The organism is Streptomyces europaeiscabiei (assembly GCF_001550375.1).
GTDB classification, from domain to species: domain Bacteria; phylum Actinomycetota; class Actinomycetes; order Streptomycetales; family Streptomycetaceae; genus Streptomyces; species Streptomyces europaeiscabiei.
The window spans coordinates 1-16,787 of record NZ_LRTR01000048.1; the positions used below are offsets into that span (position 1 = coordinate 1).

The 16,787-nt window shown below is 71.4% G+C and carries 13 protein-coding genes; 8 read left to right on the forward strand and 5 right to left on the reverse strand.

Going from position 1 to position 16,787, the window contains the following annotated elements; translation table 11 throughout:
- Positions 1-54 precede the first annotated feature (54 nt).
- The 6 genes from AWZ10_RS02160 to AWZ10_RS02185 are packed head-to-tail and all read left to right on the forward strand — an operon-like array spanning position 55 to position 9,348.
- Entirely contained in the window at positions 55-939 is an 885-nt protein-coding gene (locus tag AWZ10_RS02160; protein WP_063809736.1) for a carbohydrate ABC transporter permease, read from the forward strand.
- Positions 936-1,805: a carbohydrate ABC transporter permease gene (locus AWZ10_RS02165; protein ID WP_046704166.1), complete on the forward strand. Its 870-nt coding sequence runs from the start codon at positions 936-938 to the stop codon at positions 1,803-1,805. Before AWZ10_RS02160 ends, AWZ10_RS02165 begins: the two co-directional genes overlap by 4 nt.
- 25 nt (positions 1,806-1,830) lie before the next feature.
- Positions 1,831-2,826 (forward strand): alkaline phosphatase family protein, encoded by a 996-nt coding sequence (locus AWZ10_RS02170; protein WP_060890306.1) that lies wholly within the window; start codon positions 1,831-1,833, stop codon positions 2,824-2,826.
- Positions 2,823-5,780, forward strand: a complete 2,958-nt coding sequence (locus AWZ10_RS02175) for a glycoside hydrolase family 2 TIM barrel-domain containing protein (RefSeq protein WP_060890307.1) — start codon at positions 2,823-2,825, stop codon at positions 5,778-5,780. The genes AWZ10_RS02170 and AWZ10_RS02175 overlap by 4 nt, the downstream gene beginning before the upstream one ends.
- A gap of 27 nt (positions 5,781-5,807) precedes the next feature.
- Entirely contained in the window at positions 5,808-7,640 is a 1,833-nt protein-coding gene (locus tag AWZ10_RS02180) for a LamG-like jellyroll fold domain-containing protein (RefSeq protein WP_046703701.1), read from the forward strand.
- A 37-nt stretch (positions 7,641-7,677) separates the two neighbouring features.
- A complete protein-coding gene (locus AWZ10_RS02185; protein WP_173531471.1) occupies positions 7,678-9,348 on the forward strand; it encodes a PHP domain-containing protein in 1,671 nt (556 codons plus the stop codon).
- Positions 9,349-9,450: 102 nt separating this feature from the next.
- Here the strand turns inward: AWZ10_RS02185 and AWZ10_RS02190 are convergent, their stop codons facing one another.
- From AWZ10_RS02190 to AWZ10_RS02205, 4 genes are all read right to left on the reverse strand, one after another.
- Positions 9,451-9,906, reverse strand: a complete 456-nt coding sequence (locus AWZ10_RS02190; protein WP_037704204.1) for a MaoC family dehydratase — start codon at positions 9,904-9,906, stop codon at positions 9,451-9,453.
- Positions 9,907-9,920: 14 nt separating this feature from the next.
- Positions 9,921-11,426 (reverse strand): o-succinylbenzoate--CoA ligase, encoded by a 1,506-nt coding sequence (menE, locus tag AWZ10_RS02195; RefSeq protein ID WP_037704206.1) that lies wholly within the window; start codon positions 11,424-11,426, stop codon positions 9,921-9,923.
- A gap of 74 nt (positions 11,427-11,500) precedes the next feature.
- The gene (locus AWZ10_RS02200) at positions 11,501-12,376 is read right to left on the reverse strand and encodes an amidohydrolase family protein (protein WP_046703723.1); all 876 of its coding nucleotides are present in this window, start codon (positions 12,374-12,376) and stop codon (positions 11,501-11,503) included.
- 20 nt (positions 12,377-12,396) lie between these two features.
- Entirely contained in the window at positions 12,397-13,314 is a 918-nt protein-coding gene (locus AWZ10_RS02205) for an SDR family NAD(P)-dependent oxidoreductase (protein ID WP_046703704.1), read from the reverse strand.
- A gap of 429 nt (positions 13,315-13,743) precedes the next feature.
- Between AWZ10_RS02205 and AWZ10_RS02210 the strand changes: the two genes are divergently transcribed.
- Both AWZ10_RS02210 and AWZ10_RS02215 read left to right on the forward strand, forming a co-directional pair.
- On the forward strand, positions 13,744-14,169 hold the full coding sequence (locus AWZ10_RS02210) for a MarR family winged helix-turn-helix transcriptional regulator (protein WP_060890308.1): 426 nt from the start codon (positions 13,744-13,746) through the stop codon (positions 14,167-14,169).
- Positions 14,170-14,173: 4 nt separating this feature from the next.
- The gene (locus AWZ10_RS02215; protein WP_060890309.1) at positions 14,174-15,046 is read left to right on the forward strand and encodes an IclR family transcriptional regulator; all 873 of its coding nucleotides are present in this window, start codon (positions 14,174-14,176) and stop codon (positions 15,044-15,046) included.
- Positions 15,047-15,107: 61 nt separating this feature from the next.
- Here AWZ10_RS02215 and AWZ10_RS02220 read toward each other — a convergent pair.
- On the reverse strand, positions 15,108-16,787 hold a 1,680-nt coding region (locus tag AWZ10_RS02220), incomplete at its 5' end, for a sulfatase-like hydrolase/transferase (RefSeq protein ID WP_060890310.1).

The following is a 16,787-nucleotide window of genomic DNA, read 5'->3' on the forward strand; positions in this document are numbered from 1 at the left end:
CGCGGCAAGGCGTACACAACCCGCACGGGCGTCGCGCGGCCCCAGCGTCGTGGGGTGCTGTCGTTCTGGCGGCAGTACCTGGCGATCTCGCCCTTCTATCTGATCTTCATCGTCTTCTCGTTCGTCCCCGTCTTCTATTCGCTGTATCTGTCCTTCCAGCGCTACGACGGCCTGGGCACCAAGCAGTTCGTGGGCCTGCAGCAGTTCGAGTTCCTCTGGAACGACCCGGTCTTCTGGCTGTCGATCCGCAACACCCTGGCGATCTGGGTCCTGTCCACCGTTCCCACCCTCTTCGGCGCCCTGGTGCTGGCGGCGCTGCTGCATTCGGTGCGCCGCTTCAAGGGCTTCTATCGCATCGCCCTCTACGTGCCGAACGTCACGTCGATCGTCGCCGTGGCGATCTTCTTCGGCGCGGTGTTCAGCAACGACTTCGGGCTGGTCAACGCGATCCTGGGCACGGTCGGCATCTCGCCCGTCCGGTGGCTGAGCGATCCGTGGCTGATCAAGGTGGTCATCGCGCTGCTGATGACCTGGATGTGGACCGGCTACAACATGATCATCTACCTGGCCGGCCTCCAGGCCATCCCGCAGTCGGTCTACGAGGCGGCCAGGATGGACGGCGCCGGGCCGATCCGCACGTTCTTCCAGATCACCGTCCCGATCATGCGGCCGATCATCCTGTTCACCGTCGTCATCTCGACCATCAACGGTCTGCAGAGCTTCAGCGAACCCCAGGTGCTCTTCGCCAGCAACGCCGCCAACCAGAACCTCGGCGGCCCGGGCCAGGCGGGCCTGACCACGCTGCTGTACTTCTACCAGTCGGCCTTCCTCGACAACGACTACGGCTACGGCGCGGCCATCGTGTGGGCCTTCTTCGTACTGATCATCGTGCTCGTCGTCGTCAACTGGCGCATCGTGCAACGAGGGAGGAAGTCATGACGACAGCCGCCACGCCGCGGCCGGCCACGGGCACGAAGCGCTCGCGCCGCCCCAAGGGTCTGACCGCGCATGTCTTCCTCGTCCTGGCCGTCCTGATCTCGGTCTTCCCGTTCGTGTGGACGATCGTGATGGCGACCAACACCACCCGCGACATCTACAAGAGCCCGCCGAAGCTGTCCTTCGGCTCCCATCTGCTGGAGAACATCCGGCATGTGCTCGACACGATCGACTTCTTCGGGTCGATGCTCAACACGGTCGTCGTCGCGAGCGTCACCACGGCCTTGGTGCTGTTCGTCGACTCCCTGGCGGCCTTCGCCTTCGCCAAGTTCGAGTTCCCCGGGCGCAAGGTGCTCTTCGGCACGCTGCTGGTGTTCATGATGCTGCCGCTGCAGCTGGCCGTCCTGCCGCAGTTCATCCTGATGTCCGAGGTCGGCTGGGTCGGCATGCTCAAGGCGCTGGTCTGGCCCGCGCTCTCCAACGCCTTCGGCATCTTCTGGCTGCGCCAGTACATCGAGAACGGGGTGCCCGACGAACTGCTGGACGCGGCGCGCATCGACGGCGCCGGGTTCTTCCGCCAGTACTGGAACGTCGCGCTGCCGATGATCAAGCCCGCGTTGTCCTTCCTGGCCATCTACGCCTTCGTCGGTGCCTGGAACGACTACGTCTGGCCCCTCATCGTGCTCACCAACCCCGAACACGTCACGCTCCAGGTGGAGCTGGCGCAGCTCAACCTCGGCCACAACACCGACTACAGCATGGTCATGGCCGGTGTGCTCATGGCGTCCGTCCCGCTCGTCGTGGTCTTCGCGATCTTCGCGCGCGGGTTCATCGCGGGTGCCACCGAGGGCGCGGTACAAGGCAGCTGAACCGCTCCCCGGAGAGAGGTGCTCGATGGTGGATGTCGTCGTCGGCGAAGGACGGCCGGGGCACGGCAAGGTGCTCGTGGTGGGGATGGACGGGGTGCGCTTCGACCGGCTGCCCCTCCCCCGGCCCCCGGGCGGGGGGACCCCCGACTCGCTTCGCCCGCCGTCCACGGCACCCGTGCTGCACGGTCTGATGGCCGCGGGTGCCCACGGCAGCGGCCTGCTGCCCTACGGCGAGGTGGACGGTCAGGCCGAGGGCGGGCCGTCCACGAGCATGGCCTACACCGACTCCGGCCCCGGCTGGTCGAGCGTGCTGACCGGGGTGTGGCCCGACCGGCACGGCGTGACCGGCAACGACTTCACCGGCGCCGACTACTCCCGCTACCCCGACTTCCTCAGCCGCGCCGTCACCGCACGGCCCGCTCTGCGCACGGCGGCCGTGGTGTCCTGGCCGGAACTGGTCCACCGCGGCACCCTGGGCCCCGCCATCGGCCAACGCGTGCCGTACGACGGCGAGTCCGACGGCTACGAGAGCGCGGACCGGCTCGTCGCCGGCACCGCCCTGCGCTGGCTCACCGAGGACGACCCGGACGTCGTGTTCGTGTACTTCGGCGCCACCGACGAGGCCGGACACGCCACGGGCCCCCTCGGCCCCGCCTACGACCGGGCCCTCCTCGCCCAGGACGCCCACCTCGGGCGGCTGCTGGACGCCGTCGGATCCCGGCGCTCCGATCCCGTCCGGGCGGACGAGCACTGGACGGTCCTGGTCACCACGGACCACGGGCATCTCGACACCGGCGGCCACGGCGGCGACACGCGCGCCGAGCGCGAGGTCTTCGTCGTCCTCGCCGAGCCGGGAACGCCCGGCGGCACCCGGCTGGCCACGCCCCGCCTCGTCGACATCGCCCCCACCGTCCTGGACCGCCTCGGCATCCCCGTCGACCCCGCCTGGGGCCTGCAGGGCCGCGTCCTGCCCCGGCCGGCCGCCTCCCCCCTTCCACCAGCGACTTCGGAACGGTCATGACCGACGCACTCTTCGCCCTGCGCCCCTGGGAAACACCTGAGCTGACCTCCTGGGGGCGGCTGCCCATGAACGCCGTCGACCGGCGCGAGGGGGCGCTGTCGCTCGACGGCCGTTGGCGGTTCCAGCTGCTGCCGTCGCCCGAGCGGGAACCCGGTCCCGGCTGGACCTGGGCCGAACTCCCCGGTTCCTGGGCGCTCCAGGTGGCGGCGGACCCCCCGCAGTACACCAACGTCCGTATGCCGTGGGCCGCGTTCCCGCCCCACTCGCCGCCCGAGAACCCGACCGGTGTGTACGAGCGGGAGGTCGACATACCCGCCGACTGGGCCGGCCGCCGGATCGTCCTGCACGTCGGCGCCGCCGAGAGCGTGCTGCTCGTCCATGTGGACGGGCGACCGGCCGGTATCTCCAAGGACTCCCATCTGGCCGCCGAGTTCGATCTCTCCGGCCTGGTCCGCCCCGGCGAGAGGGCCACGGTGCGGCTCACGGTGGTCAAGTGGTCCGACGCCTCGCACATCGAGGACCAGGACCAGTGGTGGCTCGGCGGGATCACCCGCCCGGTGCTGCTGTACGCCACCGATCCGCTGTATCTCGCGGACGTGAGCGTGCGGGCGCGCCACGACGGGGAGCTGCGGGTGGACTGCCGGGTGCGCGCGGCGGCGGGGACGGCGACGGGCGCACTGCCCGCCGGGTGGTACGTCAGCGGGGAGCTGGACGGCCTGGAGCTGGCCCAGGACACCGAGTTCGACCGGCTCAACACCGAGGACGACCGGGTCTCCGACTTCCTCGGCGAGGCCCGTATGGGCACGGTCGTCCGGGGCGTACGGACCTGGAACGCCGAGACCCCCGAGCTGTACGGCCTCACCGTCCGCCTGCACCGCGCCGACGGCACGGTCGCCGACACCTCGCACCACCGGGTCGGCTTCCGCGACGTCGAGATCCGCGGCCGGGACCTGCTGGTCAACGGGGAGCGCGTCTACATCCGGGGCGTCAACCGGCACGACTTCCACCCGCTGACCGGGCGGACGGTGTCGTACGAGGACATGCGCGCGGACCTGCTGACGCTGAAGCGGTTCGGCTTCAACGCGATCCGCACCTCCCACTATCCGGGCGACCCGGCCCTGTACGACCTCACGGACGAGCTGGGCTTCTACGTCGTCGACGAGGCGGACATCGAGTCCCACGACCACGCCCACGAGATCGCCGACGACCCTCGCTATCTGGGCGCCTTCGTGGACCGCGTCTCCCGGATGGTCCTGCGGGACAGGAACCATCCGTCGGTGATCGTCTGGTCGCTGGGCAACGAGTCCGACTACGGAGCGAACCACGACGCGGCGGCGGGCTGGCTGCGGCGGCACGATCCGACGCGGCCGGTGCAGTACGAGGGGGCCGCGAAGCGGGACTGGGCGGCCACGGACGACGCCTCCGACATCGCCTGCCCGATGTACGCGCCCATCGAGGAGTGTGTGGCGCACGCGCTGTCGGGCGAGCAGACCAGGCCGCTGATCCAGTGCGAGTACTCGCACGCCATGGGCAACAGCAACGGCACCCTGGCCGACACGTGGGCCGCCATCGAGGCCACACCTGGTCTTCAGGGCGGGTTCATCTGGGAGTTCTGGGACCACGGCATCCTCCAGCGTGTGAACGACGGACGACCGGCCGGGCATGGGGGCGCCGGGCTGTACGAGAACGGAGTCGCGGGCCCCGGTCTGCGCTGGGCCTACGGCGGCGACTTCGGCGAGAGCATCCACGACGGGGCCTTCATCGCCGACGGGGTCGTCTTCCCCGACCGCACGCCCAAGCCGGTGATGTTCGAGCACCGGGAGATCGCCGCACCGGTGCGGCTGTCCGTGGAGGGCGAGGGGACCTGGCGGGTGCTGCGGGTGCACAACCGGCAGCACTTCCGCGATCTGTCGTGGCTGGCCGCCGAGTGGGAGTTCGCGGCGGCCGACGGCGGCACCTGGACGGTGCCGGCCAGGCTGCCCGACGTACCGCCCGGTGGCTCGGCCGTCATCGACCGGCCCGAGGTGGCGGGCGGGGGCGGCGAGATCTGGCTGACGCTGCGGGTGACGACGGCCACCGACGAGCCCTGGGCACCGCGCGGCACCGAGGTGTGCTGCCCGCAGGCGCAGTGGTACGCGGCGGAGGAGGGCGAGCCGGTGGTGGGCGCCGAGGACGACCCCGGGCACATCCCGCCGCCGGAGACGGACGAGGCCGGGCTGCTGCTGCACCCGCTGCTGGCCTCCCCGCCGGGCTTGAGCCTGTGGCGGGCCCCGACCGACAACGACGTCCTCGGCGGCATGGCCGAGCGCTGGCGTGAACTGGGCCTGGACCGTGCCGAGCGCGAGTCGGTCGCCGTGGAGCGCAAGGGGTCGACCGTGCGGGTCCGGTCCCGTTGGGCGACGGGGGCCGGGGCCGTCGAGCACGAGCAGGCGTTCACGGCGCTGGTGGACGGCCGGATCCTCGTCGAGGAGACGGCCGTGCTGCCCGAGGAGCTGACGGACGTGGCCCGCGTCGGCACGGTGTTCGAGACGGCGGACGGCTTCGACCGTCTGGCCTGGTACGGGCAGGGCCCCTGGGAGAGCTACCCGGACCGCGCGGCCGGAGCACCCGTCGGACACCACTCGGCCACCGTGGACGAGTTGTTCACCCCCTATCTGCGGCCGCAGGAGAGCGGAGGTCGGCACGGTGTACGGCACTTCACGCTCTCCGGGGACGACCACGTCCTGTCGGTGCGGCTGGACGGACCCCGGCAGGTCTCGGTCACCCGCCACCGCGCGTCGGACCTGACGGCCGCCTCGCACCACGACGAACTGACACCCCGGCCGGGCTGCGTGGTCCACATCGACGCGGCGCACCGGGGGCTGGGCACCGCCTCGTGCGGGCCCGACACCTCGCCCTCCCATCTCGTCCCGTCGGGCGTCCACCGCTGGTCGTGGACGCTGCGGGCGCTCTGACCCACGAACCCTTTCTACGGAGTCACTGTGTGCACCTCGCACGAACCGGGGCAGGAGTCTGCCCAGGCCCACTCGGGCAGACGCAACTTCCTCCGCGCCACGGCCCTGCTGGGCGCGGCGGCGTCGGTCGCGCTGCCCGCCGCCGCGGCACAGGCGGCGCCGCGGCGCCGCGGGCCCGATCCCACGAGCCGCCGCTTCACGCTCGCCGTCATGCCCGACACCCAGTACCTCTTCGACGGACCGAGCATCGACAGGAAGCCCGTCGAGGCGTCCCTGCGTTACCTCCTGGAGCACGGTGAGGACGAGAACCTCGTGTTCCTGTCGCACCTCGGAGACCTCACCCAGAACGGCAGCACCCAGGAGACCGCGGCGATCGGCGAGGCGTTCCGGCTGCTCGACCGCAAGGGCGTCGGCTACAGCGTCCTCGCGGGCAACCACGACGTGCGCTCCTCCACCGACGACCAGCGGGGTTCCACCCCGTACCTGGACGTCTTCGGACCCGCCCGTTTCCAGGGCCGGCCGACCTTCGGGGGTGCCTCCCCCGACGGCTACAACTCCTTCCATCTCTTCGAGGCGGGCGGCCGGCAGTGGATGGTGCTCGCCCTGGACTGGCGGCTGTCCGCGAAGGGCTTCGCATGGGCGCAGGACGTCCTGGCCCGGCACCCGAGGACGCCGGTCGTCCTCACCACGCACGAACTGGTCGACGGGGACGACTCCCTTTCCTCGTACGGGCAGACGCTGTGGGACCGGCTGGTCAAGGACCACGACCAGATCTTCCTCACTCTCAACGGGCACTACTGGCCGGCGGGGCGCGCGACGCGGAGGAACGCCGCCGACAACGATGTCCATCTGCACCTCACGAACTACCAGAACCGGTATTTCGGCGGCGCGGCGATGATCCGTCTGTACCGCTTCGACCTCGACCGGAACACCATCGACGTGGAGACGATCTCCCCGTGGATCCTGGGCCGGGCCGCCAAGGGGCTCAACGAACTGGAGCGGCAGGAGAGCGAACTCTCCGGCGACGCCGACCGGTTCACGGTCGACATCGACTTCGACAAGCGGTTCGCCGGCTTCGCGCCGGTGCCCGCGCGGGCACCGAGGCCGGTCGCGGAGCTGCTGGTGCCCGGCACGGTCGCGTACTGGCGCTTCGACGGGCAGGAGGACGGAGCAGCCGTCAGCGGCACGGTCCGTGACCGCTCGGGCCACGGCAACGACCTCGGCCCGGTCGCCGTCGGCGGCGGCACGCTCACCTGGTCCGCCGACCACCACCCGGACCAGCCCGGCCACGGCAGCCTGGAGTTCCACGGCGGCAAGCCCCCGCTGAAGGGCGCGTACCTGCGGACGGTCGACGGGGCGCCGCTCAACTCGAAGACGTTCAAGGGCGGCTACACCATCGAGGCGTTCTACCGGCTGCCCGCCGACTGGAACCCGTCGGACCACGCCTGGGCCGGCATCCTCGGCCGGACCGGCACGGGCGGTGCGGCGGGCAAGACCGCCGACGACCCGGACGAGCCGCTGGCCACGCTGTCGCTGTCGAACGACCGGGAGCCGCAGTGGGCGGTGCGCCCCCTCAACCAGCAGGGCATCGCGACCAACTGGGGCCAGGAGACCCCGCTGGAGACCTGGTGGCACCTCGCGGTCGTCAACGACGGGAAGCACACCACGCTCTATGTCCAGGGCTGCCCGGTCGTGCGCAACCCGAAGGCGACCGCAGTCGGCCTCGCCTCCGTGGGTCTGCCCTGGATCCTCGGTGGCTACGAGTACGCCGGGAAGATCGACCAGATCCTGCACGGGCGGCTCGGTGACGTCCGTGTCGTCGAACGGGCGCTGCCCGTCGAGTCGTTCATGAACCACTGAGACGAAGGAAGCACAGACCATGTCCGACCTGTCCGGCATGCACGAGCGCCAACTGCCCGCCTGGGCCGATCCGTCCGTCTCCCCCGCCGACCTCGACGCACAGGGCGTGTCCCGACGCGGCCTCCTGCGCGGCGCGGGCCTGTTCGGCGCCGCCTTCGCGATGGGCGCCACGGGCGCCCTGGCGGCACCGGCCTCCGCGACGTCCCGCCACTACGGCGGCGACGACCCGCGTCTGGCCTACCTCGTCGGCGACCACCACATCCACACCGTCTACAGCCACGACGCCAAGTACACGTTCTCCCAGCTGGCCGCGGCGGGCGCGAAGTACGGCCTCGACTGGATGGTGTTCACCGAACACTCCAACTTCGGGCACGCCGACTTCGGAGCCTCGCTGGAGCACAAGGAGATCCTGAGGGCCCGGGCCGAGAACCCGCGGCAGCTGATCTTCCAGGGCCTGGAGTGGTACATCCCGGCCGCGGAGCACTGCACGGTCTTCACGACCCCCGGCAGGCACGAGGTGGACCTCCTCACCCGCTTCGAGCGCGACTACGACGGCAAGCTGCTGGGCTACACGGACGGTTCCGTGGGCGGCGCGGACACCGCCCGCAACGAGGCGCACGCCGTGAAGGCCGTCAAGTGGCTGGCCGAGCAGCGCCGCAAGGGATACGTGGACGACGTGCTGGTGCTGGCCAACCACCCCCTGCGCCTCGGCATCGACTCCCCGCACGAGATGCGCGCCTGGCGGGACGCGGCCCCCGAGATCATGATCGGGATGGAGGGCGCGCCCGGCGCCCAGGGCGCGGCGATCCCCGGCTGGCGGGGGGCCACCTCGATACGGGGTGAGTACGAGAACAAGCCGTCGGCCCAGTCCTGGCCCGGCTATCCGGCCCAGGCGTACCTCACGTACGGCGGTTTCGACTGGTCGACGGCGACCGTGGGCGGTCTCTGGGACGCCATGCTGGCCGAGGGCAGGCTGTTCTCGATCACCACCAACTCGGACGCCCACCGGATCGTCTTCGACACCTGGAAGAACGGCGACTGGCCGGCCGGGCAGAACTTCGACAACACCGGCAAGCTGCCCGACCCGGTGAACACCGACACCCCGCAGCCCGGCAGCGACTTCTGGCCCGGCCAGTTCAGCCGCACCCACGTGGGCGTGACCCGTTACGGCTACCGCGCGGTGATGGCGGGCCTGCGGGCGGGCCGCGTCTGGGTCGACCACGGCCATCTGCTGGACGGCCTCGACGTCCGCGTACGGCGCGACCGCGACCACGGGCGGGGCGTCACCCTGGGCGGCCGGCTGCGTGTCCGCAAGGGCGAGAAGCTCACGCTGAGCGTGACGGTGACGACCGCGTCGCGCGCCAACCCCCGCGGAATCCTGCCGGAGTTGGCCCATGTCGATGTCATCCGGGGCGCGGTGCGCGGCCCGGTGACGGACCGGGACGCCTGGAAGGCCCCCGCCACCAAGGTCGTCCACACCAAGGACGTGAGCGGCCGCGAGGGCACGTACACCCTGCGCATCCCGGTCACGGCGGGGGACGAGTCCTTCTACCTCCGGCTGCGGGGCAGCGACGGCAAGCGCAACGGGGCGGGTTACCTGGGCGCCTCGACCGACCCGCACGGCCCGATCCCGCACTCGCCGGGCGACGGGGACCCGTGGGAGGACACGTGGTTCTACTCGAACCCGGTGTTCGTGGACGTGAGTTGAGCACCAGGCCCCTCTCGGGGGCGTGGGGAACCGCGCGACCGGCCACGACGGCCCGGCGGTTCCCCACGCACCCGCACCCCGGTGGCGCTCCCGGCGGAGCGCTCAGGCGTAGAACCGGGAAAGGCTCTGCAGGACGGCCGCCGGCTTGGGCGCGCCCTCGATCTCGATCGTGCCGTCGACCGTGATCTGCACGCCTCCCGGCACGTCCTCCACCGACGCCAGCCTGCCCACCAGGCGGATCTTCGAGCCGACCTTCACCGGCGACGGGAAACGCACCTTGTTCAGGCCGTAGTTGACCTTCGTCGAGACACCCTCGACGTCCAGCAGTTCGGTGAACAGCGGGATGAACAGCGACAGGGTCAGGTAGCCGTGGGCGATCGGCGCGCCGAAGGGGCCCTCGGCCGCCTTCTCGGGGTCGACGTGGATCCACTGGTGGTCCCCGGTCGCGTCGGCGAACGTGTTGATGCGCTCCTGGGTGACCTCGATCCACTCGCTGACGCCGAGGTCGCTGCCGGCGAGCTTCTTGAGTTCGTCGATGCCGTTCACGGTGATGCTCATATGACGTTCCTTAGCTAAGAGTTGGTGCCGTAGCGCTTGCGCACCCGGGCCTTGAGGAGCTTTCCGGAGGCGGTGCGCGGAAGCTCGTCCGCGATCACCACCGACTTCGGGATCTTGTACTTGGCGAGCCGCCCGGCGAGCGAGGCCAGCACCTCGTCGGCGTCCAGGGCGCTGCCCTCCCGCGGCACGACGACCGCGCGCGGCACCTCGCCCCACTTGTCGTCCGGTACGCCGATGACCGCGCACTCGACGACGTCGGGGTGGGCGAGGAGCTGGTCCTCGATCTCGGCGGGGTAGATGTTCTCGCCCCCGGAGATGATCATGTCCTTGATGCGGTCGACGATGAAGACATAGCCGTCCTCGTCGACCCGGGCGGCGTCTCCGCTGCGGAACCAGCCGTCGGCGAAGACCGCGGCCGTCTCCTCGGGCAGCCCCCAGTAGCCGGGCATGACGTGCGGTCCGCGGACCACGACCTCGCCGGGTTCGTCGACGTCGACCGGGGTCATGTCCGGCCGTACGACCCGCACATCGCTGAAGAAGTGCGGCACACCCGCCGAGCCGGCCTTGCTCACGGCGTGCTCCGCGTCGAGGAAGAGCGTGCCGGGGGCCGCCTCCGTCATGCCGTAGCCCTGGAGGAAGGTGAGTCCGCGCTCCTGGAACTTCGCGATGAGCGGGGTCGGCACCGGGGAGCCGCCGCAGGACAGCATCCGCAGCGACGACAGGTCGGCGTCGGCCCAGCGCGGGTGCCGGGCGACCTGGTCGAACATGGTCGGCACGCCGAACATGAAGGTGATCCGGTGGCGTTCGATCAGGTCGAAGGTGGCCTCCGGGGCGAAGGCCTCGACCAGGACGCAGGTGCCGCCCTTGAGCAGCACCGGCAGGGTGAGCATGTTCAGCCCGGCCGTGTGGAACAACGGGGCGGAGACCAGGGCGCGTTCGTCGGTGATGACGTCCTGGTCGACGAGCACGTTGACGGCGTTCCAGATGATGTTGCCGTGCGTGAGCATGGCCCCCTTGGGGCGGCCCGTCGTCCCCGAGGTGTACATGATGATGCAGGTGTCGTCGGCGGTGACGGGCTGGTCGATCGGCTCGGCCTCGGCCCCGGCGAGCAGCGCCTCGTATTCCGTGCCGGTCTCCACGTACGTGCGGACGTCCGTGTCGCCCGGCAGTCCCGCGACGAGACCGGTGAAACCGGGCCCGTACACCAGCGCCTTGGCCCCCGAGTCGGCCAGCTGGTAGGCGATCTCGGGGCCCGCGAGGCGGGTGTTGAGCGGGACGAAGACCGCGCCGAGGGTGCCGGCGGCGAACAGCGTCTCCAGGTACGAGGGGTGGTTGGGCCCCAGGTAGGCGATGCGGTCGCCGCGGCGTACGCCGGAGGCGCGCAGGGCGTGGGCCAGGCGCGTGGTGCGCTCGTACAGCTCCCCGTACGTGATGCTCGTGTCGCCGTGGATCAGCGCGGTGCGCTGCGGGGTCTTGCGGGCACGGCGGGCGGGCCACGACCCCAGTCCCTCATTGCGCATGTCTGTGCCCCTGTCCGTCATTGCACATGGGGTGTGTCCCTCACGGTTTCGTCATGGCTTCGGGCATGGCTGCGTCATGGCTTCGTCAGTCCGAGCAGCCGGGCGGCGTTCTCCTTCAGGATCTTCGGCTTGACCTCGTCCTTGATCGGCAGCTTCTCGAAGTCGGCGAGCCAGCGGTCGGGGGTGAGGACGGGGTAGTCGGAGCCGAAGAGCACCTTGTCCTTGAGCAGGGTGTTCGCGTACTGCACGAGCTGCGGCGGGAAGTACTTCGGCGACCAGCCGGACAGGTCGATGTGCACGCCCGGCTTGTGCGTGGCGACCGCGAGCGCCTCGTCCTGCCAGGGGAAGGACGGGTGCGCCAGGATGATCTTGAGGTGCGGGAAGTCGGCGGCGACGTCGTCCACGTGCAGCGGGTTGGAGTACTTCAGCCGGATGCCACCGCCGCCGGGGACGCCCGCGCCGATGCCCGTCTGGCCGGTGTGGAAGAGGGCGATCGTGCCCGTCTCCTCGATGACCTCGTACAGGGCGTACGCCACCGCGCGGTCGTTGGGGAAGAAGCCCTGGACGCTGGGGTGGAACTTGAAGCCCTTCACCCCGTACTCCTCGACCAGCCGGCGGGCCTGCTTCACGCCGGCCTTGCCACGGAAGGGGTCGATGGAGGCGAAGGGGATCAGCACGTCCGCGTTGGCGGCGGCCGCCTCGGCGACCTCCTCGTTCGGGACGGGCTCGGTGCCGGTCGCGGACTCGGCGTCCACCGTGAAGATCACGGCTGCCATCTTCCGCTCACGGTAGTAGGCGGCCGTCTCCTCCAGGGTGGGCTTCCGCTTGCCCTCGACCTTGAAGTACGCCGAGGAGGCGTCGTGCAGGTCGTCGGCCAGGGAGGAGTTGCCCTTGGAGGACACCTCCGCGTGGGTGTGGACGTCGATCGCGACCAGCTCGTCCACGTTCATGGCGGGGTTGGCGGGACTCATCACGCCTCCGGGATCTTCGGGGCGGGGATGCCCACGGTCTGCGGCTCGGCGCCCAGCGAGGACGGCCAGACGTCGGCGAGGGCCTCGGGGGTCCAGCCGCCGTTCGCGTACGCCGTCCTGATCTCCTGCGGATGAGACCAGAGTGCCACCTTGTCGCCGCCGATGCCGATGGCCTGGCCGGTGACACCGCGCGCCGCCTCGGAGGCGAGGAACGGGACCAGGGCCGCACAGTCCTCGGGGGTGCCGAAGCCCTCGCCCTTGCGCAGGAACTCCGGGAACGGCTTGCCCTCGCGCAGCGCCTCGACGTAGGGGGCGAAGACCGGGATGGTCTCGGTCATCGCGGTGGCGGCGACCGGGACGATCGCGTTGACGGTGATACCGGCGCGGCCCAGCTCCATCGACCAGGTGCGGGCGAAGGCGGCGATACCGGCCTTGGCGGCGGCGTAGTTCGTCTGGCCGAAGTTGCCGCGCTGGCCCGCCGGGGAGCCGACGAGGATCAGGGAGCCGCCCTCGCCCTGCTCGCGCATCCGGATCGCGGCGGCGCGGGCGCAGGTGAAGGTGCCCTTGAGGTGGGTGGTGATCACCGCGTCGAAGTCGTCGTCGGACATCTTCCACAGCACCTTGTCGCGCAGGATGCCCGCGTTGGTGACGAGGATGTCGAGCCGCCCGAACTCCTCCACCGCACGGCCCACCAGCCGGTCGGCCGCCTCGGTCGTACCGACTGCGACGACCTCGGCGACGGCCTTGCCGCCCGCCTCGGTGATGGACTTCACGGCCGCTTCGGCCACGGCCTCGTCGATGTCGTTCACGACGACGGAGGCGCCCGCGGCGGCGAGGGCCTGTGCGTAGGCCAGACCGAGGCCACGGCCACTACCCGTGACGACGGCGACCTTGCCGGTGAGATCGATGCTGGGCACGAGGGGATCCCTTCGGATGGGGTGCGACGGCCGACGCTGGCGAGCGCCTGCCGACTGCGGCTACGAGATCGAAGCTAAGAGCAATAGTTGTTGACGTCAATAGTTGTTGTTCCCCGGGCGTTGCGTCATGCTGGAGCGGTACACAAGCGCCGACCCCTGCTCGGGGCCCAGGGCCTGCCTCTCGGATCAGGCCGGGCTGCGGGCCGGGGGTGCCGGACGAACACCGGTGAGCGGGGCTGGGTGCGTGCGGCCGCACGGGCGGAGGAGGGCGTCGACGCGGAGCGTCGGCCACCGACGACACGCCGCGGACGCGCGCAGCCAACGCCGCGACCAGGCCTGATCCGAAAGACAGGCCCAGAGACCAGGGAGCCCGCCATCGCCCGCCAGCAGACTCAGGACGCCGCCTCGATCGACGCGCACGAGCCGTGGATGCGCGGGCTGCACGCGGACACGGGCTATCTGCTGTACCGCCTGGGGATGCGGTCCGGGCAGCTGTTCAACTCGTCCCTCCAGGAGTCGGGGCTGCGGCTGCGGCACTACGCGCTGCTGCGCTTCCTGGCCACGTCCCCCGGCGTGCTCCAGCGCGAGCTGAGCGCGTCGCTCGGCTACGACCCGAGCGCGATCGTCGGCCTGGTGGACGACCTGGAGAAGCTGGGCTTCGCCGAGCGGCGCCCCTCCCCCGACGACCGCCGCAGCCGGATCATCGTCCTGACCGAGGACGGCCGGTCCTTCCTCCGTGACACCGACGAGGCCGGACAGCGCGTCACGAACGACCTGCTGGAGCCCCTCGACGCCGCCGAGCGCGAGACCCTCCACGTGCTGCTGCAGCGGGTCGCCGAAGCGGGACTGGGGTGACGCCGTGCCGATGACCACCGACGCGCTCCCCTCGCCGGGACCCGTGCCCCGGCAGACCGCGTCGCCGGGGACCGCGCCCCCGGGGGCCGTCCGCTCCGCCCCCGACCGGCTCCTCGCCGTGCTGGCCGCCTTCGACCACGACCACCCGGCGCTCTCCCTCACCGACATCAGCCGCCGGGCCGGGCTGACCCTCACCACCGCCCACCGGCTGGTGGGCGCGCTCACCGAGTGGGGCGCCCTGGAGCGGGACGCGGACGGGATCTACCACGTCGGGCTCCGGCTCTGGGAGCTCGCGGCGCTCGCCCCGCGCGGGCTCGCGCTACGGCAGATCGCGCTGCCGTACCTGGAGGACCTGTACGAGGCCACGCACGAGAACGTGCAGCTCGCGGTGCGCGACGGTGACGAGGTCGTCTACATCGAGTGGCTCTCCGGGCGCTCCGCCGTCGGCGTCCACATCCGGGTCGGCGGCCGCTGGCCCCTGCACGCCACGGGGGTGGGGCTGGCCCTCCTCGCGCACGGCGACGCCTCGGCCCAGGAGGCCTACTGCCAGGGGTCGTTGGCCTCCTTCACGCCGTACACCATCGCCGACTCGCCCCGGTTGCGGCGCGTGCTCGCCGAAGTCCGGCGCACGGGCGTGGCGGTGAGCAGCCGTCAGGTCACCGAGGACGCGCTGTCGGTGGCCGCGCCGGTACGCGGTCCGGGCGGGGCCGTGGTGGCCGCCGTGTCCGTCGTCGTGCCCCACGTCGGCGCCCAGGTACCGGTGTTGACGCCCGCCGTACGGGTGGCGGCGCGCGGGATCTCCCGCGCCCTGGGCTGGCAGCCGGACGAACCCCGCCGGGGGTCGCTGATTCCGGGCCGGGGCACTTCTTTCGCTTGAGGCAGGCGCGCGGCCGTTTCTTGCGGGAGACGCGCGACTGCTTCTTGCGGGAGGCGCGCGGCTATTTCCCGGCCAGGGCCTGTGCCGCGTACGTCACGACGGCACCCGCGTACGTCGCCGTGCCACGGGCCGTGAGCCGGCCCTGGTCGGTGTCGGCAGCCGGGGTGACCTCCCAGCGGGCGGCGAACCGGCCGCCGGAGCGGATGCGGTCCGTGGTGACCGTGCCGAGGCTGCGCACCTGCCAGCCGTCGGGCGCGATGAGGGCGAGGCGGGCGGCGGTCCAGGGGCGGACGGAGCCGTTGGCGAGAGCCGCGGTGACGAGGAACTTCCCGTCCCTCGGCGCGACTCGGAGGCTGACTCCGTAGGGCTTGCGCCGGTGGTCGTCCACCCAGGAGGACCGCATCAGCCGTACCAGCGCGTCGGCCTGGGCGGGCCGTGCCGCCGCGAGGTCGTTCAGCTCACCGGGGTCCCGGCCGAGGTCGTACAGCTCGACCTCCCACCTCCCGTCGGGCGCCTTCCGGTTCTGGCCTGGCGCGAACCGCACCGCCTTGAGGTCGCCGCGCCGCACCGCCTCCGCCAGCCGCCGGGCCCGGCCCCGGTCGACCTGGTCGGCGCGCGCGGTGACACCGCTGTGGTTGCGGTAGAAGTACAGGTGGTCGTGGCGTGCCGCCTCGCCGTCACCGGCGCTCAGCAGCGGTGCCACGGAGAGCCCGTCGATGTCCGACGGTGCGGGCGCGCCCGCGAGTTCGGCGAGGGTGGGCAGCAGGTCGGTCAGCGGGGTTGGCCGGTCGGTGGTGCCGGCCGGGACGCGCCGCGGGGACCAGGCGATGAGGGGGACGCGGATGCCGCCCTCGTACAGGTTGCGTTTGTAGCCGCGCAGGGGTCCGTTGCCGTCGAAGAGGTCGGGGTCGGTGCCGCCCTCCTCGTGCGGGCCGTTGTCGCTGGTGACGAGGACGACGGTGCGCCGGTCGATGCCGTGTGTCCGCAGCCGGTCCACGATGTTGCCGACGAGGGTGTCGAGGCCGGTGACCTGGGCCGCGTGCGCCTTGTTCGGCAGGGTCCAGGGCTCGTCGGCGTACGCCCCGAGCCGCGGGGCGCTGCTCGGGGCGTGCGGCACGGTCGGGGCGAGGAAGAGCAGGAACGGCTCGTCCTTGTGGGCGTCGACGAAGCCGAGCGCCCGGTCCTCGATGAGGTCGGGGGCGTAGGTCCTGCGGGCGCCGTCCCGGTTCTCGGGGATGTCCTGCTTCCTGCCGTTGTCCCAGAGGTACGTCGGGTAGTACTCGTGCGCGTGCTTGTGCGTCAGATAGCCGTAGAACTGCTCGAAGCCACGGGAGTTGGGGTGGCTCGGCTGATCCGGCCGCTCGGGGCCGAAGCCCCATTTGCCGACGAGCGCGGTGCGGTAGCCGAGGGCGCGCAGCGCTTCGGCGAAGGTGAAGTCATTCTCGGTGAGGGCGCCTTGGCCGCCCGGACCCCAGGGGTTCTCCCGGACGGTGGCGTGGCCGCTGTGCAGTCCGGTGAGGAAGGAGCAGCGGGAGGGGGCACAGACCGGGGCGGCGGCGTAGGCGTCGGTGAAGCGCAGTCCCTCGGCGGCCAGGGCGTCCAGGCGCGGGGTGTCGATCAGTTTCTGGCCGTAGGAACCGAGTTCGCCGTAGCCGAGGTCGTCGGCGAGGACGACCACGAAGTTCGGCCGCCGCGACGGGGCCCGGGCGGCGGGCACGACCGGCGCGGACGGGCGGCTCAC

Bases quoted from the DNA above. Each gene is read 5' to 3' on its own strand.
- AWZ10_RS02165 (WP_046704166.1), top strand. From the start codon at position 936: ATGACGACAGCCGCCACGCCGCGGCCGGCCACGGGCACGAAGCGCTCG.
- AWZ10_RS02170 (WP_060890306.1), top strand. From the start codon at position 1,831: ATGGTGGATGTCGTCGTCGGCGAAGGACGGCCGGGGCACGGCAAGGTG.
- AWZ10_RS02175 (WP_060890307.1), top strand. From the start codon at position 2,823: ATGACCGACGCACTCTTCGCCCTGCGCCCCTGGGAAACACCTGAGCTG.
- AWZ10_RS02185 (WP_173531471.1), top strand. From the start codon at position 7,678: ATGCACGAGCGCCAACTGCCCGCCTGGGCCGATCCGTCCGTCTCCCCC.
- AWZ10_RS02190 (WP_037704204.1), bottom strand. From the start codon at position 9,906: ATGAGCATCACCGTGAACGGCATCGACGAACTCAAGAAGCTCGCCGGC.
- menE (WP_037704206.1), bottom strand. From the start codon at position 11,426: ATGCGCAATGAGGGACTGGGGTCGTGGCCCGCCCGCCGTGCCCGCAAG.
- AWZ10_RS02200 (WP_046703723.1), bottom strand. From the start codon at position 12,376: ATGAACGTGGACGAGCTGGTCGCGATCGACGTCCACACCCACGCGGAG.
- AWZ10_RS02210 (WP_060890308.1), top strand. From the start codon at position 13,744: ATGCGCGGGCTGCACGCGGACACGGGCTATCTGCTGTACCGCCTGGGG.